The following is a 20,626-nucleotide window of genomic DNA, read 5'->3' as shown; positions in this document are numbered from 1 at the left end:
CACCACCCCCGCCGCCGCCGCCGCCGCCAACCATGACGGTGCCGCCGCCGCCGTACATACCGCCGCCGAAGATTCAGCTGCCGCCGCCGCCGAACCCGCCGATCAAGCATGTTTCGCGCACGCCGCCTAAGCACCCTTCGCCGCCGCAGACCACAACGTCACCTGCTCCTCCGGTGACCGAGGCCGCATCAACTGCGCCACCTTCGGACTCTCCGGATACAACGGCAGGCACGTCGCCGCTCAATAATGCTCGCCCGGTTTATCCACCGGATATGGAAGAAGAGAATATTGAAGGCCGTGTCACCATTGCTTGCGACGTTGAAACAACAGGCATGACAAGCAACTGCTCTGTCCAGTCTGTTCAGGGTGGGCAATCTTTTGCTCAGGCTGCGCTCGACTACGTTCACAAGGCACGCTACCGCCCGGCTTCCAAAAATGGGGTTCCGGTTAAGGAGCTGCACAAGGTTTACGTGATCAGGTTCCGTTTGGATGACTGATCCCGGCATTTAGCCGATCTACTGGGGAAAACTGCCTGGTGCCAGAAAAGGGTACTGACACCAGGCCGCACAAGATAAGGATTTTAAGTTTCATGATCAGACTGTCTCGTCTTCCAGTGTCGGGTCTCGCGGTTCCGGCTCTCGCGGTCATGCTGGGCACGGCGACACCGGTCCTGGCTTTTGCTCAGGATGCCTCAGCTCCTGCGGCTTCTGCCCCCGCAGCACCAGACGCTTCTGCAGCACCCGCAGCGGCCCCTGCACCCGATGCAGCAGCACCTGCTGCCCCCGCTCCTGATGCGGCTGCTCCAGCACCTGCTGCTGCACCAGACGCTTCTGCTCCTGCCCCAGCACCTGAAGCTGCGGCCCCAGCACCTGAAGCAAAGCCAGATACCAAGTCAGAAGCAAATCCTTATGGCCTGAGTGCTCTGTGGTCTAACGGTGACATTATTGCGCGTGGCGTTCTGGTTATCATGCTCACCATGTCTTTGGGCACATGGTACATCATGATCACCAAATTCCTTGAGCAGGCTCGTCTGTTTGCGGCTGCAAAAGAAGCAACCAAAAACTTCTGGACCAAGTCTTCCATTCAGGAAGGTGCTGCGGCTCTTAGCCCCACATCTCCGTTCCGTTACATTGCGGATACCGGTATTGTGGCTGCTGAACACCACGAAGGCACCATGCAGGAAACCATTGACCTGAACAGCTGGACATCTGTGTCCATTCAGCGTTCTGTCAACAACATCCAGAACAGCCTGCAAAAAGGTCTGGCCTTCTTGGGTACGGTTGGTTCTACCTCTCCGTTCGTGGGTCTGTTTGGTACGGTTTGGGGTATTTACCACGCTCTTACCGCTATCGGTATTGCCGGTCAGGCTTCTATCGACAAAGTGGCAGGCCCTGTTGGTGAATCTCTCATCATGACCGCTATCGGTCTGGCTACCGCTGTTCCGGCCGTGCTGGGTTACAACCTTCTGGTACGCCGTAACAAAGGCGCAATGGATAGCGTGCGTGACTTCGCAGCTGACCTGCAGTCCATCCTTATCGGTGGTTTCCGTCATGGTGGCGGTGGTGCACAGCCAATCACTGTCCGTTCTGATAACTCCCCGACCACATCAACCGTTTCTAACCGGGTAGGCTAATCATGGGTATGTCTGTCGGAGACAGCGGGGGCGAAGACGACGTCGTATCTGCCATCAATACGACACCCCTCGTTGATGTCATGCTGGTGTTGCTGATCATCTTCTTGATCACAATTCCGGTTGCAACCCACACGGTAAAAGTACATTTGCCGAAGGATATGAACCAGCCGACACAGACCAAAATGGGCAATGTCGTGCTTGCGGTGACGGAGAGCGGACAGGCATACTGGGACGAAACGCCACTTAAAGGACGTGCTGATCTTATGAGCCGTCTGGACAAGATAGCGAGCCTCCAGCCCCAGCCGCAAATTCAGATCCGGGGTGACATGAAGTCCCGTTATGAGTCTGTGGGCAAGCTGATTGCAGCCTGTCAGGAAGCCGGTATCGCGCATATCGACTTCATTACTGAAAAGCCGAAAGACGGCTGATCACCTAAACGAAGCCCTGCCTTTTACATTTTAAGGCAGGGCCTCTGTTCCCTCCCTTTCCATGACCCGGTGGGTTTAGCCCGGTTATGGAAACCAGAAGTTTTTAAGAGAGTGACAGTCCATGGGCATGAATGTCGGATCTGAAAGCACGACAGAAGACGAAGGCATTGTAGATATCAACACCACACCGTTGATTGACGTCATGCTGGTGCTGCTGATCATGCTTATCATCACTATTCCGTTGCAGACCCAGGCCGTTTCCATTGACCTGCCGCAAGGCAACCCCCCACCTCCAACACAGGAAACCCCGGTTGTGACGTTGGCTGTCGACTTCGACAACAGCATTACCTGGAATGGCCAGCCTGTTTCTGGAGAGGACGACCTGCAGGCACGTCTGCGTGAAGCAGCAAGTGGCCCAGCTGAAAACCAGCCAGAAGTACATTTGCAGCCAAACCGTCTGGCAGATTATAAAACTGTGGTGCATGTTATGGCAGACGCCCAGCGCCTTGGCGTGACCAAACTTGGTATTATTGGGCAAGAGCAGTTTGCAGAAGGACAGTAACTTTATGTCTTCCCATCTTTTACGCATCTCGCTGTTTGCTACGGTGGCTTTCGCGTTTGCCCAGCCTCTGGCCCACGCTGAAGACACTTTGGGCCTAGACGTAGGCAAAGCCCTGCAGCAGGCCCAGAGCGCACTGGCTGGCCATAACTACACCAAGGCCATGGCAGCGGTTGACCAGGCAGATGCTGTAAAAGGCAAGACAGAGTACGATGCCTACACCATTACCCAGATGCGCGCCGCAGTGGCTACGCAGGCTGGGGATGTGGCAGCAGCCAGTGCTGCTTACGACAAACTCATTGCTTCCCCGCGCACGCCTAAGGCTACCAAGCAGCAAATGCTTATGTCTGAGGGCACAATGGCGTACACCGCCAAAAATTACCCACAGGCTATTAAAGCGATTGAGCGCTACCAGCACGAAGTGGGCTCTAACCCCACAATGGATACCTTGCTGGCGCAGTCTTATTACCTGCAAAAAGATTATGCCAACGCCATTCGGGTGTTAAAAAGCCAGATTGATGCCGAGGTTAAAGCCAAAAAGGCTCCGGCAGAATCTCAGCTGCAAATGCTGGCAGCCAGTGCGACAGCCCTTAAAGATTCTACAACCAGCACCCATGCTTACGTTATGCTGGCAACATATTACCCCAAAAAAGAATATTGGGATCTGTTGCTGCATGAGCTGATTGTAAACGCCAAAATTCCACCGGCTTTGCAGCTTGATGTGTACCGTATTCGTCTTGCGGCCGGTAATGTTACCCAGACCCGTGACTTTATGGATATGACCGAAATTGCAGTGCAGGCTGGCCTGCCACAACTCGGCCTAGACCTGATGAACCAAGGGTATGCTGCCAACGTGCTTGGCCAAGGTGCAGAAGCGCCCCGCCAGGCCCGGTTGAAAGCTATGGTAGAAAAAGCCGCAGCAGACAAAAAAGCAGCTCTTGCTGCTGATGAAGCCGCAGCAACCAAAGCAAAAACGGGTGATGACCTGCTGACAGTTGGCTACAACACCGTGCTGTACGGCGATGCTGATAAAGGCCTTGGTCTGATGCAGCAGGCTATCAGCAAAGGTGTAAACGACCCCAACCTTGCTAAATTGCATTATGGCCTAGCCCAAATGCAGGCTGGTAAAAAGGCAGATGCCATTGCAACCCTAAAAACCGTTGACGGTGATAACGGCACGCATGATATTGCGCAGCTTTGGGTGCTTAAGCTTTCACCAGCACCGGTTGCAGCTAAAAAATAAACTCTTGCTCTCGGCAAGTGGTATTAAAAGGTCGCCTTGGGGCGGCCTTTTTTTATGGCGCTCTTGTGCGTATGCTGTGTGCCATGAAGACAAAAAACGACTTTATAGTGCGCCCAACAAACTTGGCAGATACAGCATTGTTACCTGCGATAGAGCGTTCTGCGGCAACACTCTTTTTACAAGACCCAGCTTTGGCATTTATTGCGCAGGCTGATGCTGGTATTTCAGAACTCCAGCACAGGCAGTACGTGGCCCAAGGCACAAGCTGGGTAGCCGTAGATAGTGGGCAGCAGCTATTAGGGTTTTTGTGCGCACAGCCTGAAGAAAATATACTGCATATTCTTGAAGTGTCGGTTGCGAAGTCTGCGCAGGGCCAAGGCGTGGGTAAAGCGTTAGTGCAACAGTGCTGTGCTGAGGCAAAACAGCTTGGATTTACAGCGGTTACGCTAACAACTTTTACAAATGTTGTGTGGAATAAGCCATTTTATGAGAAATTGGGCTTTATGGTATTGGATGCACAAACCATGCCTGAATTTTTACGCTGTACACTACGGGATGAAGAAAGCCATGGTTTTCCAACCGGCTCTCGGTGCGCCATGCGTAAAGTGCTTTAAGTGGGTTCTTTGATGGGTGGTGTAGCGTAAGTTCTATAAAAATCTAAAAGACTTAAAAAGTTACTCCGAATGTATCGTAATTTAGGTGGGTATATTTTGTTTATGCCTACATGCGTTATGTTTTTTGCCACGATAGCCTTGGTGCTGTAAAAAGCCTGTTTCGTTACAAAAATAACTTATGCGTATTTTCAACGTTTCAGTTTAAAACAGCAGTTTATGTGTTTCTATGCCTGAGCGTGGTTTCTTAGGCGTGCTGCCACAGTATTGTGTGGTGTAATATTATTTAAGTGATTATAAAAAATCTATGTAAGCGTATTAATGACTTTTTGAAATAGACTGTAAAAATAGAAGACTATTATAAAAAAGCGTTTGGCTGAACTGTTTCAACCAAACGCCTTTTGCGGTTTAACCGGTTTGTGAAACCGGGTGCTGTGCCACCGGCACTTGAGATTTAGGGGGGAGGGTATGTTCTTTCCACCCACCACCTAGGGCTCGGTAAATTGTAATCAGGTTTTGGTAGTTAGAGACATCCACCATAATCTGAATTTGTCGGGACTGTAGGTAAGAGCGTTGCGAGTCCAGCGTAGTGAGGTAGGAATCTGTACCTGCGTCGTAGCGCATTTTGGCAAGACGGAAGGCATCGGCTGAGGAAACGACAAGCGCATCAACTTGCTTTTTTTCGTCTAGATAGGCCTCACGGGCGGCGAGGGAGTCTGCCACTTCTTTAAAGGCTGACTGCACGGTCTTTTCGTAAGACGCAATTTTAGCATCGCGCCGTGCTTTAGAGGCTTTCAGGTTGCCGCTGTTCATACCCCATGTCCACAATGGTATTTGCAGGCTTGGGTTTAGCCCCCACGTTGTAGCGGCGGCTGTAAACAGTTTGTGGAACTGAAGGCTAGACACGCCATCTGTACCGGTAAGCGTAATACGCGGGAAGAAAGCAGCCCGCATTGCCCCAATATCAGCCTGTGCAGAAAGCAGGTCGTGCTCAGCAGCAACAATGTCTGGGCGGCGTGCCAGCAGGTCTGAGGGCACACCTGCAGGCAGGTCTGCCAAAAGCGTTTGCTGCCCCAAAGGTTGGGGAGCGGGCAGGTTAGCGGGAATGGGCGCGCCAATAAGCAGGGTTATCTGGTTTTCGTCCTGCTCGAGTTTGCGGCGGGAGTCTGCCCGCAGGGCTGCGCTTTGCTGCACCTGTGTTTCAGCTTGCCGCACTGTTAACAGGTCTGCCTCGCCGTGGTCATATTTTTGGCGGGTTAGGCGCAGTGTTTCTTGCTGGGTGGCTAACGTTGTGTCTGAAAGTTCCAGCGCTTCTTTGTCTCCCAACCAAGCGACATAGGCCGTGGCAACTTGGGATACGATACTAATAAGCAGGCTGCGCAGGTTGGCTTCTTTAGAAAGAGCTGCCTCAGCAGATTCGCGCGTTAAGCTGCGAATACGGCCAAACAGGTCAATTTCGTAAGAAGAAAAACCAATGCCGCCTTGGTAATATTTAAACACGCGGCCATCGGAGTAAGGGCGGCCGCCCCGGCCTTGCTCTAAGCCGGGGGCAAAGCTTAGACCCGCAGCCCCAGACGGTGCCTGATAAATACCACTGCCAGATGCTGTAATGGCTGGGAACAGCCCCGCATGTTGCACGTCATACTGGCCTTGGGCCTCGGCAATATTGGCGGCAGCTACGCGTAGGTCTCTGTTTTCGCGTATGGCTATAGCAATGAGCGCTTTAAGCCGTGCGTCTGTAAAAAAGTCGCTCCAGCCAATATCGTAAGCGGTCTGTTGCAGGCGTTGGTTGTTAGTATTTTGGTACGCAGGCCATGTGGTTGCCAGTGGTGGCGTTGGCCGGGTGTATTTCGGAATCATGGTGCAGCCCGAAAGCACTCCCCCTGCCAAAGCAAGGGAAAGTGCCCGGAAGCGCAACGTACGGGGTGCGGGAGTGAAAGCTGACATGCTCTTATTCGCTTCCGTGAGAAAGGGGGGCAGTGGGGGTAGTTTGCGCCTGCTTTTCGCTTAGGCGTTTAACCCGGAACAACCGCAGCACGCCCACAAAAAAGACCGGCACAAAATACACGGCAAGCAATGTGGCTGTAGCCATACCGCCCACAACGGCTGTGCCAATAGCAATGCGGGATGCTGAGCCAGCGCCAGAGGCAATGGCCAGCGGGAACACACCCACCACAAAGGCAATAGACGTCATAAGAATGGGGCGTAGGCGCTCGCGGGCGGCTGTTTGCACAGCGGCCTCAAGCGTTTCACCCCGTTCGAAGGCGGCTTTAGCAAACTCGACAATAAGAATGGCGTTTTTAACAGCCAGACCAACTGTGGTGAGTAGCCCCACCTGAAAGTACACATCGTTTGCCATACCGCGTAGCAGGGTGGCGGCAATAGCCCCCAACACGCCCAGCGGTACCACCAGAATAACCGCGAACGGAATAGCCCAACTTTCGTAAAGAGCTGCCAAGCACAGCAGAATAACAATGGCAGCCAGTGCATAAAGCGGGCCGGTAGAAGAGCCAGAGGCAATCTGTTCAAAAGACAGGCCTGTCCATTCGTAGCCAATGCCTGTGGGCAGTTTTTTCAAAACGTCCTGAATGGCGGCAATAGAGTCACCAGAGCTATAGCCCAAAGCAGGCTGGCCCAGAATTTCAAAGGAGTTCAGACCGTTATAATCTTCAACCTTTTGTGGCCCTACTATCCAGTGCCCGCTCATAAAAGCATTAAGCGGGGTAAGGGTATTCATGGCATTGCGAATGTACCATTTGTTCAGGTCTTGGGGTAGCATACGCGCGTTGGGAATACCCTGAATGTAAACCTGCTTTACACGGTCGTTGCGGGTAAACTGGTTAACGTAAATGGAGCCCAGAGCCCCCTCAATGGTGCTGTTAATATCGTCAATGGTAATACCAAGCGCGTTGGCTTTTTCACGGTCGATATCGAGCAGGTATTGAGACGCATCTTCCATACCGTTGGGGCGCACAGCCATAAGACGTTTGTCTTTGCTGGCAAGGCCTAACACCATGTTGCGCGCTTCTAGCAGTTTGGCGTGGCCAAGGTGCCCACGGTCTTCCAGCTCAAGGTCAAAGCCGGTGGCGTTACCCAACTCAAGCACGGCGGGTGGGTTAATGGCAAAAATTTGCGCTTTAGGGTTAAACCAGAAGTGCATCATAATACGGTTGGCAATAGCGGCCGACGTTTCTGATGACTTGGTGCGCAATTTCCAGTCTTTAAGACGGATAAAGAACGCGCCTGAGTTCTGGCCTTGGCCTGCAAAGTTAAACCCGTTCATGGAATAAACAGAGACAACCAGATTACCTTCGGTTTTCAGAATGTAATCTGTAATTTCACGGTTCATCTGTGCTGTTTGTTCCATAGGCGTATTGGGTGGCATGGTAACCTGCCCAAAAATTAGCCCCTGGTCTTCATCTGGTAAGAAGCCGCCCGGTAGTTTGGTGAACAGAAAGACTGCCCCAGCGGTAATAACGACAAATGCCACAACAGACACGACCATGCGGCTGACCAGAAAATTAACGCCATGCAGGTAGCCGTTGGTGAGCTTGTGAAAGTTCCGGTTAAACCAGCCAGCAAGCCCTTTATCTTTTTCGTGCGTGCCGGGTTTAAGCATGGTGGCGCAAAGGGCTGGGGTAAGCACCATAGCCACCAGCACAGACAACCACATAGCTGCAACAATAGTGACAGAGAACTGGCGGTAAATAACCCCAACAGAACCAGAGAACGCGGCCATAGGCAGGAACACGGCGCTTAGCACCAGCACAATACCCACCAGTGCCCCCGAAATTTCATCCATAGAGACGCGGGCTGCTTCAACCGGAGAAAGGTTTTTCTCCGACATCACGCGTTCTACGTTTTCCACCACCACAATGGCATCATCAACCAGCAGGCCCACCGCCAGCACCATGGCCAGCATGGTTAGGGTGTTAATGGAGTAGCCAAACAACTCAAGCAGGCCAAAAGTACCAAGCAGCACCACCGGTACCGCAATTGTGGGAATAAGGGTGGCCCGGAAATTTTGCAGGAAGATGAGCATAACCACAAACACAAGGCCGATAGCCTCAAGCAGAGTGACCACCACATCTTCAATAGAAAGGGTAATGAAAGGTTCTGTATCAAGCGGGTAGACGGTTTTTAAGCCCGGTGGGAAGAATTTTTCCAACTCGTGCATCTGCTCACGCACGGCTGCTTCTGTAGAAAGCTGGTTGGCACCGGGGGCAAGCTTAAGCGCCATACCAGAGGCTGGCATGTTGTTGTAGAAAGAGTTGGTATTGTAGGTTTGTGGGCCTAGCTCAACGCTTCCAATATCGCCAATGCGTACCTGTGAGCCGTCTGACTGCACTTTAAGCAGAATTTTGCGGAACTGCTCAGGGTCTTTCAGGCGGGTTGGGCCAATAATGGTGGCGTCTAACTGAATGCCTTTGGCAGCAGGCAAACCGCCTAACTCACCTGAAGAAACCTGAATGTTTTGTGTTTGAATGGCCGCCTGCACGTCTTTGACGGTTAGCCCGTAGCTAAACATCTTGGCCGGATCCATCCAGATACGCATGGCGTATTCTGAACCAAACAGGGTGTGGTCACCCACGCCGGTAACACGGCTCAGCGGGTCAGAAATGTTAGAGGCCACATAGTCGGCAATGTCAGCCCCGCTCATGGAGCCATCGGTTGAGATAAAGGCCAGCACCATCATGAAGTTTTTGACGGCTTTGGTAATGCTCAACCCCTGCATGGTTACTTCTGTTGGCAGTTTGGGTTGGGCAAGCTGGAGTTTGTTCTGTACCTGCACCTGCGCAATGTCAGGGTTTGTGCCTTGTGCGAAGGTAAGGTCAATTTCCATCTGGCCAGAGGCATAAGACTGGGCAGAAATATATTCCAGATGATCCAGCCCGAACATTTGCTGCAAAATGGGGCGCACTACCGTATCGTTCACCGTATCGGCTGATGCGCCGGGGTAGGTGACAGAAATGGCAATTTGCGGCGGGGCAATGCTGGGGTACTGCGCAATAGGCAGTTTAAAAATAGAAAGACCACCCACAAGCATGATGATAAGGCTGATAACCCACGCAAAAATGGGTCTATCAATAAAAAAGCGTGACAGAGACATGGGTCTTACTGCCCTTTGTTCTGGCTGGCGGCATCAGAGGCCGGGGTGGCTGGTATTTCCTGCGGTTTAACCTTGGCGCCGGGTTTAATTTTTTGCACGCCAACAACCACAATGCGTTCACCGGCTTTAAGGCCACCTGTTACAAGCCAGTTAGGGCCAATGGCGGCCCCGGTCTGGATCTGGCGGCGTTCTACGGTGTCATCGTCTTTCACAATCCACACTTCGGCATCGCCGTGGGTGTTGTGGCTTACGGCTTGCTGGGGCACCAGAATGCTGTTGGGGTCTGTGCCTTCTTCTAGTTCTGCATGCACATACATACCTGGCAGCAGCAGCTTGTCTGGGTTGGGCATAATGGCACGTACAATGACAGACGCCGTTGACGTATCAACATTCACTTCGGAAAGCGCCATATGGCCTTTGTGCTCGTAGCCAGAGCCATCTTCAAGCGTTAGGGTAACGGGCACTTCACCGTTGGCTTGTCGCTCAATACGGCCTTCTGCTAGCTCTCGTTTGAGGCGCAGCAGCGTAATGGCGGGTAGGTTTACGTCTACATAAATGGGGTCGAGGCGGGTAATAATGGCGGTGTTATCGGTCTGGTTTGCTGTAACCAGCGCACCGACGGTTACCAATGTACGGCTGATACGCCCAGAAATTGGGGCATACATTTTAGTGTAGCCTAGGTTAACCTGTGCGGCTTCAACCTGCCCTTTGGCACTTAAAATCTGGCCTTGCGCCTGTTTTTCTGCGGCCACGGCATCGTCATATTCCTGCTTACTCACGGCATGTTCACGTACCAGTGCGCGGTAGCGTTCCAGCTTGGCGCGGGCGGTTACTTCACCTGCCTCAGCTTCAGCTAATTGGCCGCGGGCTTGGTCGTATACAGCTTGGTAGCGTGAGGCATCAATTTGGTAGAGCTGCTGGCCTACCGTAACGTCTGACCCTTCTTGGAACAGCCGCTTTTCAATAACGCCGGTGACCTGTGGGCGTACCTGTGCAATTTCAAAAGCGTCTGTACGGCCCGGCAGGCTGGTATGAACGACAACGGGTTGGGCATGCAGGGTGAGCACCCCAACGCTCTGTGGGGGGAGTTTTGGGGCTGCGTTTTTGCGTTCACACCCTGCCAGAGCCAGCATGGCCACAGCCGATGCCAGAAGCGAACGGAGAGGAAAGTGGTGTGGTGTCACTCTGGCGAATCCTGTTTTGGAAAAATAACACATATCGTACCTGCGGGCCTTTTGCCGGGGCGCAAAATGCTGCGTTCAACGCAGCAAAAGACCAGTGTGCACGAAAGGTGTCATGATTGAGAAAAATAAAAAACAGTACTGTTTGTTACCTTTTGCATGCAAGCTATGGGCGGTTTTGACATAAGTCAAGAGAAGACAAGCAAAACAGCCGCGCTTTTTGCAAGCGCGGCTGGCTAATATGCTCAGAAGGGCTAAGGCCTAGAAAGCCTAGTTTTCTAGGCGTGTTGGCCGGTATGCTGGCCTATGTCGCGTAGGCGTTTGCCTTGCATGAGGTTTTGCTCAATCTGTTCCAGCGATGCCCCGCGTGTTTCGGGCACAAACCAGAAAGTAAGCGCCAAAAAGAGGGCATTGAGGGCTGCCATAAGAGTAAAGGTGTTGGCCCCACCCAGCCAGTTAAGAATACTCAGAAACGATGCCCCCACCACCATATTAGAGACCCAGTTGGTAAGGGTGGAAATGGTTATACCAAGGTCTCTACCTTTGATGGGCTGAATTTCAGAACATAGCACCCACATAATAGGCCCGGCAGACATAGCGTGGGCCACAATAAAGAGCATGATCAGCCCAACACACAAAAACTTGGCGGCCTGTGTTTCCATACCAGTGTGGTTGAGCCAAGCCAATGCACCAAGGGCTAGGGTCATGGTGGTAAAGCCGGTGTATAAAATGGGTTTACGGCCCCAGCGGTCAACCAATCCAACTGCCGCAATGGTAGCCAGCACGTTTACCAGCCCCACAATAGCGGTGCACCACAGTTGTGCTGTACCCACAAACCCTGCCAGCGCAAAAATTTTGGGCGCGTAATACATAACCACGTTAATGCCCGCAAACTGCTGCATAACCTGCAACAAAATGCCCAGCGCAATAGAACGGCGAAAGTTTTTATTGGCGCGTAACAGCGCAAACCCGCCTTGGCGTTGTTTAAGCTGGGTATCAATAGCCTGAATTTCGGCTTCTGTGTCGTGGCTGTCTGGGCGTAGGTCACTGAGCACACTGTGCGCTTCGGCCCGGCGGCCGCGCATCATCAGCCAACGGGGGCTGTAGGGTAAAAACAGCACACCCGCTACAAACAAAACACCGGGTAGGGCAATAACACCAAACATCCACCGCCATTGCCCATGGTAGCTAAAGAGGGTGTCGCTCATAAATGCCAGAAAAATACCAACCGTAATCATGAGCTGGTACGTTGAAATCATGGCGCCACGGGTTTTTTCGCTGGCAATTTCAGACAGATAGAGTGGTGAGGTAAAGGCCGCAATACCAATGGCCAGCCCCATAAGGGCGCGGCCACAAATCATGCTGGCAACAGACCACGCACACGCACAGCCGACAGAGCCAAGAATAAAAATAACGCCACTGAGCACTAAAGACCATTTGCGGCCCGTAGCACGCGCCAGCCACCCTGCCGTAATGGCCCCAATGGCGGCCCCGGCCATCATGGCGCTTACAATCCATTCCTGCGCGAGGGTAGAGGCGTTAAAGTCTTTGGCAACAAAGTCTAGCGCACCAGAAATAACCCCAATATCCAACCCGGACATAAGCCCGGCTGTGGCGGCCAACACGCCAATAATGGCGCTACGCACATGAAAAGAGGAAGAAGAGGAGGCCGTGGGAGAAGAGGTTTGGGGCATGGGGCTAGTAAGTTTCCGGCTTTGTTTTTATTTTTATCAAGCTCTTGGCGTGAGCAGCATGTAACGGCTGCACAACGGGTACAGCACCGTGTGGCTGCCTATACCATGACATAGAACGGAAAAATATTGTTTCCGTTCATTATGGAACACGCAAAGTGTGTTTCGAAAACAAACGAAGCCTCAAACATACGCACCAAGCTGAGGGGGGCTCCCGCATTATTCCGTGCTGTGTGGCGGGCCGGAGGCGCGTGGCTTAAAGCCAGTTGGCCTGCTGCTAGGCCGGGTCTTCCTCATCACTTTCGCCAAAGCGGGAGTCTCGGTGTACCCATGTTGAGAGAAGCAGGCCAAACCCCAGCATAACATTAAGCATGGCCGACCCACCGTAAGAGACCAGCGGCAAAGGCACCCCCCCTACCGGAATGGCCCCCATAACCATGGACAGGTTAACAAGGCAGTACAAAAAGAAGTTCATGCTAATGCCAAGGGCTACCAACCTGCCAAAGCGGTTGCGGCTGCGTATGGCCATAAGCATGCCGCCCAGTATAAGCAGCAGCAACAGGCCAATAACCACAATGGCCCCGGCAAAGCCCCATTCTTCAGCCAGCATGGTAAAAATGAAGTCGGTTTGTTTTTCGGGCAGAAAATTAAGCTGCCCCTGCGAGCCATGCAGGTAGCCCTGCCCCCACATACCACCAGAACCCAAAGCAATTTTAGACTGAATAATATTGTAGCCTGCGCCTAAAGGGTCACTTTCTGGGTTAAGAAAGGTGGTAATACGGGCGCGTTGGTAGTCGTGCAGGTGGGCGTAGGCAAACTTGGCCATGTAGGGCACGGGCAGCAATAGCAGCGCAATTTGCCAAAGCCGCATGCCCGCCGCAAAAAAGAGCGTAGCCCCAATGCCGCCAATAATGGTGCCTGTGCCTAGGTTTGGCTCTTTAAGCACCAAAACCACGGGCAACAACACCATAAAAGCGGGCGGGAGCAACCACAGGGGGTTGCCCATACGGCTGTAGTTAATGCGGTAAAACCATGTGGCTAAGGCCAGTACTAAAGCCACTTTGGCGTATTCAGACGGCTGCACCTGCAAGCCGCCTATCATGAGCCAACGCTCAGCGCCTTTGCCAACATGGCCCATATGCAGCACGGCAACCAACAGCACCAAAGACAGCGCATAAAGCGGCCATGCAATGCGTACCAGTATTTTGGGGGGGAGCATGGCAACACACACCATAAGCACCAGCCCTACGGCAAAGCGTGCGGCTTGGGGGGCTGCAAAAGGGTAGGGTGCTCCACCCGCGGCAGAATACAAGGTTACGTACCCAACACCCGCAAGGGTGCAAATAAGCAGCACATACAGCCAGCTTATGCGCCACAATTTTGCAAGAAGCCTAAAGCTTGGTTCGGCCCGTAACAGGCGTTTATGAAACTTCATGGCGTGGTATCGGTTTTGGGTGGCGGAGCCTCTGCTGCTGCCGGGGCTGGCTCAGCCACAGGTTCTGGTGGGGCCGTGGTGTGGTTAGACGGGTCACGTAATAGCGTGTCTGTCATAATATCGCGTGCCAGTGGGGCGGCGGCATCAGCGCCTGCGTTACCGTGCTCAATCACCACAGACACAGCATATTGCGGGTTTTCGTAGGGCGCAAAGCATATAAACAAGGCGTGTGGCCGATATTCCCACGGTAGGTTGGCAGAGTTAAAATGCCCGCTTTCACGCAACGCCCGCGACACGCGGCGCACCTGTGCCGAGCCAGTTTTGCCCGCCAGTGTTACCCCCGGTATGTCTAGCTTGGCTTTGGGGGCCGTGCCGTGCTGCTCGTTTACCACAGCAAACATGCCCGAGCGCAGGGCTTCTAGGTATTTTGGGGGCATGTCTAGGGCGGGCCAGTGCTCTGGCGTGGCTTGTGGGCCAACCGTGCGGTTAAGGGCGCGCACCAAATGGGGTTGCACAGCCCGCCCCGTTGCCAAGCGCGAGGTATAAGTTGCCAGTTGCAAGGGTGTGACCTGCACAAACCCCTGCCCAATACCGCTCACTATCGTATCCCCACCGTTCCAGTGGTGGTGGTGGGCCTGCCGCCATGCTGGGGTGGGAATAAGCCCGGTGCGGGTGTGCGGCAGCTCAATATCTAACGGGGTGCCAAGGCCAAACTGGTGGGCAACCTCGGCTATTTTGTCCATGCCTACGCGGCGGGCCATTTCATAAAAATACACATCGCAGGAGAATTTAAGGGCTTGGTGCAGGTCTATTGACCCATGCCCCCACCGAGACCAGCAGTGAAAGCGCGTACCCCCCACATCAAGATGGCCGGGGCAGAACACCCGGTCAGAGGGGGAAAACAGGCCGGACTGTAAGCCTGCCATAGCCACGGCAGGCTTAAAGGTAGAGCCGGGCGGGTAAACACCGGCCACCGTTTTGTTAATAAGGGGGGTACGCTCGTTGTTTGTCCATTCAATCCATTGCGCGTGGCTTACGCCACTATCAAACAAAGAGGGGTCAAACGAGGGGGTGCTGACCATAGCCAGTACCTCGCCATTGCGGCAGTCCATCACTACGGCAGAGGCGGTTTGGTCTGCTATGCGGTTGAGCACCTTTTGTTGCAGACCACGGTCTATGGTCAGGCCAATTTCTGCGCCTGCGGCCCCTTCTTCCCGGTTGAGTTCGGACATAACGCGCCCAACGGCGTTTACCTCCATCTCGACCGAGCCTGCGGTGCCGCATAATTTGTCGTCTTGGCTTTGCTCAATACCGGCACGGCCCACGCGCATGCCGGGTAAGGCCAGTAGGGCAGAGCGCGCTACGTCTTTTTCGTTTGGTGGGGCCACATAGCCGACAATATGAGCCAGCAATTCGCCCTCTGGGTAGACACGGCGGGTACCCACATCAATCAACACACCGGGGAGAGATGGCGCGTTAAGCTCAATGCGCGCCATTTCATCCCACGAGAGAAAGTCGCGGAGCATAACGGGCACAAACCGCCGCTGGTGGCGCATTTCGCGCGCAATACGGGCGCGGTCACGCTCATCAAGTGGGATAATGCTTGAAAAGCGCTCAATGGTGCCAGCAACATCGGTTGTTTCTTCTGGCATTAACAATGCGCGCCAGTTTTCCTTGTTGTTAGCAAGGGCTATGCCGTAGCGGTCTACAATGCGGCCACGCGGGGGGGCCAAATAGCGCTTGCTTACCCGGTTGCTGGCGGCCATGCGGGCGTAGCGGTCACCGTCTTGGACTTGTAGTTTGTAAAGCTTGTTCGCCAAAACACCCAAGGCACCAGTTTGTACGGCCATAACCAGTAAAGCCCGGCGCGTGAAAACACCACGGCCGGGGTCTTTAAGGTTTTTAATGGGCATAAGGCGCTGGTTTTCGCGCTTGCGCCGCTTTAGCCGCATAGCCTGCGTGCTCCTTCCATCAGTCCTGTTCCTTGCCGTCCAGACGGTGGAGCAACCACGAGAACAGAGCCGAAAGAGGGGGGTAGGCCCCAATACTTAAAAAGGCTTCAAACAAGGTGGGCGGCAAGTCTAGCATATGCAGCCTAAACAGGCATGCCAGCCCCCATTGCAGCAGGCAGGCCCCAAGGGCTACCAGCGCAAAAACGCCCCATGCCAGCAAAAAATGCATACGCATAAGGCCAAAGCGCGCATACAGGCCCACACCATGCACCAGCAACAAAATAAAGGCGCTTACGCCCAGTGGGGTAAAGCCCACTAAGTCCATAAATAAGCCCAGAAAAAAAACGGCTAAACTGGGCATGCCGCTTGGCCGCCAGAACGACCAGAAAAACACCGTAGCCATAACAATAGCGGGCATTAATTCAGCAATGCCGGGCAACGGTAGCGGGGCAGAAAACAGAATAATAACCAGCATGCAAAACAGGCTGGGCAACAGGTGGCGTGCACCATGCTCCAACCGGTGGCTTAGGGTTTGCCGGGGCTGGATTTCAGGCTCCCATGCCCGCATTGAGGGGTCAGGCATCATGGCCTTTTTCTACCCTTGTCCAAGCAGGTTTTTAAACGGCAGATCCTGCGCTTTGTGGGGCGGGGCCAAAGGCACATGCCCCGGTGCATCGGGTGGTTCTACCTGTGAGTGGCCAAAATTGAACACTCGCAAAAGGTTAAGGTGGTCAAGCTGGGCAAAGGGGGCCACAACAGGCCGCCCCTCAGACACATAATGCACGGTGCCAATAGGCAACCCAGCCGGGAAAGCCCCAGCTTGGTCACTTGTCACCACGCGTTCGCCTTCAACGGGGCGGGTGTCTTGTGCGTAATACATTAGGCGCGGCATGGGGGAATTATCACCCACCATAATAGCGGGGGCGTGGCTGCCTTCAAGCATAACCGGCAGGCGGCTGGCTATGTCGGTTATAAGCAAAATACGTGCTGAATGTGCGCCGGTTTCGGTTACACGGCCTGCCAACCCGTTAGAGGCGAGCGCAATATTGCCTACCTCTACACCGCTTTCTGTGCCTGCAACCAGTAGTACTGCACGGGCGTAAATGCCCCCTGTATCGGCTACAACCCGGCCTGTCACAAAAGCGGGTGCGGGTTCGGGTATCCAGTGGAGTGCGGTTTTAAGCGAGTCGTTTTCCCGCGTGAGGGAGACAGCTACGTCGTACCAGCGGCGCAGGTTTTCGTTTTCGGTTTTTAGGCGGGCGTTTTCGCGGGCCAGCCTACCGGCTTCCCGCAGGTTGGTGGCAATGGCCACAGTGCGCTCTTGAGTGGTGCTCACTAACGTCCAAAATGGTGAAAGCCCGTCTGCCACCACCATACGCACACGGTCTGCCAGCTTACGGTCTGCTTGGCCAACAATAATAATACCAATAGAGAGCAGCAGCAGCAGGGGTAAAACCAACTTACCCAGTGCTTGCCTAATTTGAATAGAAACCGGAATCACGCGTGCAGTACCCCCTGCGGCCCCAACGGGGCCGTGGCTTTTTGGGTCAGGGTATGTCTGGTTTTACCCCACATAACGCGTGATTGATCCTTATTTTGCCTAGTCAGGCTGGCGGGATAGTGTTGTGCCTTTCCCTGCTGTATTCAGTGAGCCTATTTAACCGTAGTCTCTTAATACATCGTTGTCAGTACGTTGCGCAGGCGCTTCATTTCTTCCAATGCGCGGCCTGTGCCCAGTGCTACGCAAGAAAGGGGGTCTTCCCCCACTGTTACGGGCAGGCCGGTGGCAAGGCGCAGCACATCGCTTAGGCGGTACAGCAACGCACCACCGCCGGTTAGCACAATGCCTTTATCCACAATATCGGCAGCCAACTCGGGTGGTGTGTTTTCAAGGGCTGTGGTTACAGCGTCTACAATCTGGGTTACGGGTTCAATCAGGCTTTCAGCAATCTGAGCCTGAGAGACCTGTACCTCACGCGGGACACCGTTAATCAGGTCGCGGCCCTTTACTTCCAGCCACGGGCCATGCCCTTCGGATTCGTCTGGCATCATGGCGGCGCCGAGCTTAATTTTAATGCGCTCGGCAGAGCTTTCGCCAATCAACAGGTTATGGGTGCGGCGAATATAGGAAATAATTGCTTCATCCATCTTGTCGCCGCCCACACGCACAGAGCGCGCATAGACAATGCCCCCAAGAGAGATAACGGCAACCTCGGTTGTGCCGCCGCCAATATCCACAATCATGCTGCCAGACGGTTCTGTTACTGGCAGGCCAGCACCAATGGCAGCAGCCATTGGTTCCTCAATCAAGAAAACGCGGCGGGCACCGGCACTTTCGGCACTTTCTTGAATGGCGCGGCGTTCAACAGCGGTCGAGCCGGAGGGCACGCATACAATAATTTGCGGGCTGGTAAAGGCGCGGCGGTTATGCACCTTGCGAATGAAATGTTTGATCATTTCTTCCGCCACGTCAAAGTCGGCAATAACACCATCGCGCATGGGGCGAATAGCGGTAATGTTGCCCGGCGTGCGGCCAACCATCTGCTTGGCTTCTTCGCCTACAGCTAAAAGTTGTTTTTTGCCCCGCACCTCGGCAATGGCCACAACAGATGGCTCATTGAGAACAATGCCGCGACCTTTGACATAGACAAGGGTGTTGGCAGTACCCAGATCGATAGCCATGTCGGCAGACATAAGACCGAGCAGACGAGAAAACATCCAGGGCTCCTGGCTTGAAGGGACGGCACCAAACGATCTTGGTAGCTTAGGCCACACGGAATAGCCCTGAAAGATCGCGTTGAGTATGTGGGGCAGGGATTACCGATGCACAACCTGCGGCACAAGACCTTTCCGCAAGAAACAGGGCGGAAAGATGGCATGTTGTCTCTTTAACCCCATAAGCACCCCCAAACGGGGGGCTTATGGCAGGCTAAACTTTAGGCTTGCAGGGCTTCGGGTTCTGCGCGGTCGCGTTTGACCAGCAGTTTGTTGAGGGCATGCACGTATGCCCGCACGGCAGAAACAACGGTGTCGGCATCAGCGCCTTGGCCATCAACCAGCTTTCCGTCTTCTTCCAAACGCACGGTGGTACGGGCCTGTGCATCGGTTCCTTCGGTTACGGCCCCGACAGAGAACAGCGCCAAGCGGGCCTCATGCGGGAAAGCGCTGCGCAGGGCATTAAAGGCAGCGTCAACTGGGCCATTGCCTTCGGCCTGCGCCACAACACTTTCACCATCTATTTGCAACGCCAGTTCAGCGCTGGACGGTTTGCCAGAGAGAGAAGACAGGCTCAGGCTTTCAAAACGAATACGGTCGTGGTCGCGTACTTCATCATCAACCAGCGCCACAATATCTTCGTCGTAAACAACCTTTTTACGGTCAGCCAGGTCTTTAAAGCGTGAGAAAGCGTCGTTCAGCTTGGCGTCTTCCAATTCGCCATAGCCCAGCGCCTTAATTTTATCGCGGAAGGCTGCACGGCCAGAATGTTTGCCCATAACCAGAGAAGAGCGGCTCCAGCCAACACTTTCTGGGGTCATAATTTCGTAAGTAGCAGCGTTTTTCAGCACACCATCTTGGTGAATACCACTTTCGTGGGCAAAGGCGTTGCGCCCAACAATGGCTTTGTTGGGTTGCACATCAAAGCTGGTGATGGTGGCCAGCATGCGCGACACCTTCAGCAGGCTTTGGGTATGGATACCGGTTGTGTAGGGGTACTGGTCATTGCGGGTGCGAATGGCCATGACAATTTCTTCAAGAGCCGCATTGCCTGCGCGCTCGCCAATACCATTAATTGTGCATTCAATCTGGCGCGCACCACCGCGTACAGAGGCCAGCGTGTTTGCCACACCCAAGCCCAGGTCGTTATGGTTATGCGCAGAGAAAATAACTCGGTCAGCCCCCGGTACGCGCTCACGCAGCATGGTGAAAATACGTTCCATATCTTCAGGGGTTGCGTAGCCAACAGTGTCGGGAATGTTAATGGTGTTGGCACCCGCCTTAATGGCGGCTTCTACGCAGCGGCACAGAAAGTCTGGCTCGGTGCGGGAGCCATCTTCGGCAGACCATTCTACGTCATCGGTCAGGTTACGTGCGGCTGTGTTGCCGGTGGTAATCAGTTCCAGCACGGTTTCTGGCTCCATGCGCAGCTTGTATTTCATGTGCAGTGGAGAGGTGGAAATAAAGTTGTGAATACGCTTGCGCTCGGCAGGGGCCAGAGCCTCGCCTGCTGCAATAATATCTTTTGGGCCACCTGTACGGGCCAACGCACAAATGACAGCGCCCTTAGTATTACGCGCAATCTGGTTAACGGACTCGAAGTCGCCTTTTGAGGCCACAGGAAAACCCGCCTCAATCACGTCTACACCCAGTGCGGCCAGAGCTTCGGCCATGCGCAGTTTTTCGGCCAGGTTCATTGAAAAACCCGGAGATTGCTCACCATCGCGCAGGGTGGTGTCAAAAATGATAACGCGGTTTGCGTCAATCGTGCCGAAAGAAGGGTGGGTAATGGTGGGGGAGGCTGACATGAGAGTGTGTCCTTAAATTCTATCTTTGGTCTGGTTTTAACGCGCTTATGCGCTAAGCCTGTTTCCGTAAAGATACGGAAAAATCTCTTTTCGTTACCCCTAAGCGCGACAGCACAAGGCCGCCCGGATCGCTCAGGGGCAGATTAGTCGAAGGAGAAGATCCAGACGCAGGGCCACGCCGCCCGCTTGCGCCAATTTGGCACACCGCAGAGAGTCGGACGTGAACAGGACAGAATTCATGGCCCACACAATACAGGCTT

General features: G+C 53.8%; 16 protein-coding genes. 6 read left to right on the top strand and 10 right to left on the bottom strand.

Annotation, left to right across the window (positions count from 1 at the left end; all coding sequences use genetic code 11):
* From Abor_RS01075 to Abor_RS01050, 6 genes are all read left to right on the top strand, one after another.
* Positions 1–497 (top strand): energy transducer TonB (locus Abor_RS01075; RefSeq protein WP_048839998.1); only part of this gene is annotated, 497 nt, incomplete at its 5' end.
* Between the two features lie 92 nt (positions 498–589).
* On the top strand, positions 590–1,633 hold the full coding sequence (locus tag Abor_RS01070) for a MotA/TolQ/ExbB proton channel family protein (protein WP_084594301.1): 1,044 nt from the start codon (positions 590–592) through the stop codon (positions 1,631–1,633).
* Positions 1,634–1,635: 2 nt separating this feature from the next.
* Entirely contained in the window at positions 1,636–2,061 is a 426-nt protein-coding gene (locus Abor_RS01065) for an ExbD/TolR family protein (RefSeq protein ID WP_048839977.1), read from the top strand.
* Between the two features lie 121 nt (positions 2,062–2,182).
* On the top strand, positions 2,183–2,623 hold the full coding sequence (locus Abor_RS01060) for an ExbD/TolR family protein (protein ID WP_048839976.1): 441 nt from the start codon (positions 2,183–2,185) through the stop codon (positions 2,621–2,623).
* Positions 2,624–2,627: 4 nt separating this feature from the next.
* Positions 2,628–3,863 carry a tol-pal system YbgF family protein gene (locus Abor_RS01055; RefSeq protein ID WP_048839975.1) on the top strand — a complete coding sequence of 412 codons (1,236 nt, stop codon included), beginning with the start codon at positions 2,628–2,630 and terminating at the stop codon, positions 3,861–3,863.
* 83 nt (positions 3,864–3,946) lie between these two features.
* Positions 3,947–4,477 carry a GNAT family N-acetyltransferase gene (locus Abor_RS01050; RefSeq protein ID WP_048839996.1) on the top strand — a complete coding sequence of 177 codons (531 nt, stop codon included), beginning with the start codon at positions 3,947–3,949 and terminating at the stop codon, positions 4,475–4,477.
* Between the two features lie 405 nt (positions 4,478–4,882).
* Here Abor_RS01050 and Abor_RS01045 read toward each other — a convergent pair whose 3' ends face one another.
* The 10 genes from Abor_RS01045 to Abor_RS01000 all read right to left on the bottom strand — a co-directional run bounded on the left by Abor_RS01045 (position 4,883) and on the right by Abor_RS01000 (position 20,366).
* Entirely contained in the window at positions 4,883–6,421 is a 1,539-nt protein-coding gene (locus Abor_RS01045) for an efflux transporter outer membrane subunit (RefSeq protein ID WP_048839974.1), read from the bottom strand.
* Between the two features lie 4 nt (positions 6,422–6,425).
* Complete coding sequence (locus Abor_RS01040) at positions 6,426–9,584, bottom strand: efflux RND transporter permease subunit (protein WP_048839973.1); 3,159 nt, start codon at positions 9,582–9,584, stop codon at positions 6,426–6,428.
* A 5-nt stretch (positions 9,585–9,589) separates the two neighbouring features.
* Positions 9,590–10,717, bottom strand: a complete 1,128-nt coding sequence (locus Abor_RS01035; protein WP_179193380.1) for an efflux RND transporter periplasmic adaptor subunit — start codon at positions 10,715–10,717, stop codon at positions 9,590–9,592.
* Between the two features lie 326 nt (positions 10,718–11,043).
* A complete protein-coding gene (locus tag Abor_RS01030) occupies positions 11,044–12,459 on the bottom strand; it encodes a sugar porter family MFS transporter (protein ID WP_048839971.1) in 1,416 nt (471 codons plus the stop codon).
* A gap of 274 nt (positions 12,460–12,733) precedes the next feature.
* Positions 12,734–13,891, bottom strand: coding sequence for a rod shape-determining protein RodA (gene rodA / locus Abor_RS01025; protein WP_048839970.1), 1,158 nt, complete (start codon positions 13,889–13,891; stop codon positions 12,734–12,736).
* On the bottom strand, positions 13,888–15,843 hold the full coding sequence (mrdA, locus tag Abor_RS01020; protein WP_048839969.1) for a penicillin-binding protein 2: 1,956 nt from the start codon (positions 15,841–15,843) through the stop codon (positions 13,888–13,890). The genes rodA and mrdA overlap by 4 nt, the downstream gene beginning before the upstream one ends.
* A 19-nt stretch (positions 15,844–15,862) precedes the next feature.
* Positions 15,863–16,429, bottom strand: coding sequence for a rod shape-determining protein MreD (locus tag Abor_RS01015; protein WP_232014983.1), 567 nt, complete (start codon positions 16,427–16,429; stop codon positions 15,863–15,865).
* 9 nt (positions 16,430–16,438) lie between these two features.
* Positions 16,439–17,344, bottom strand: coding sequence for a rod shape-determining protein MreC (gene mreC, locus Abor_RS01010; protein WP_048839968.1), 906 nt, complete (start codon positions 17,342–17,344; stop codon positions 16,439–16,441).
* Between the two features lie 170 nt (positions 17,345–17,514).
* The gene (locus tag Abor_RS01005; protein ID WP_048839967.1) at positions 17,515–18,561 is read right to left on the bottom strand and encodes a rod shape-determining protein; all 1,047 of its coding nucleotides are present in this window, start codon (positions 18,559–18,561) and stop codon (positions 17,515–17,517) included.
* A 218-nt stretch (positions 18,562–18,779) separates the two neighbouring features.
* Positions 18,780–20,366, bottom strand: coding sequence for a 2-isopropylmalate synthase (locus Abor_RS01000; protein WP_048839966.1), 1,587 nt, complete (start codon positions 20,364–20,366; stop codon positions 18,780–18,782).
* Positions 20,367–20,626 lie beyond the last annotated feature (260 nt).

The organism is Acetobacter orientalis (genome assembly GCF_000963965.1).
Taxonomy (GTDB): domain Bacteria; phylum Pseudomonadota; class Alphaproteobacteria; order Acetobacterales; family Acetobacteraceae; genus Acetobacter; species Acetobacter orientalis.
Note: the sequence above shows the minus strand (reverse complement) of the source record. Positions and strands in the feature narration are given on the sequence as shown.